This is a genomic window from Vibrio sp. 14N.309.X.WAT.E.F5, assembly GCF_030397615.1.
Taxonomy (GTDB): Bacteria; Pseudomonadota; Gammaproteobacteria; order Enterobacterales; family Vibrionaceae; genus Vibrio; species Vibrio lentus.
The window spans coordinates 1-584 of the sequence record NZ_JAPNXR010000043.1; the positions used below are offsets into that span (position 1 = coordinate 1).

Consider the following 584-nt stretch of genomic DNA (forward strand, 5'->3'; position numbering starts at 1 on the left):
TCTCCAAACAAAGCAGGTACGCACGACTGTCACGGTGCACCATTAGGCGCTGACGAAATCGCAGCAACTCGTAAGCAACTAGGTTGGGAGCACGGTCCTTTTGAAATTCCGTCGGAAGTTTACTCAGAGTGGGATGCGAAAGAAGCAGGCGCAGCTAAGGAAGCAGCGTGGAACGAGAAACTTGCAGCTTATGAAGCAGCATACCCTGAGCTGGCAGCTGAATTCAAACGCCGCGTAAACGGTGATCTTCCTGCTGAATGGGAAGAGAAAGCATCGGCAATCATCGCTGATCTTCAAGCTAACCCAGCAAACATCGCATCACGTAAAGCATCTCAAAATGCTCTAGAAGCGTTCGGTGCTATGCTACCTGAATTCATGGGCGGCTCTGCTGACCTTGCGCCTTCTAACCTGACTATGTGGTCTGGCTCTAAGTCGCTTGAAGCAAACGACTTCTCTGGTAACTACATCCACTACGGTGTACGTGAATTCGGTATGACGGCTATCATGAACGGTATCGCTCTGCACGGTGGTTTCGTACCATACGGCGCAACGTTCCTAATGTTCATGGAATACGCTCGTAACGC

General features: G+C 50.5%; 1 pseudogene. It reads left to right on the plus strand.

The window, feature by feature from the left end:
* Positions 1-584, plus strand: a pseudogene (locus OW495_RS23000) (transketolase); the annotation flags it as partial.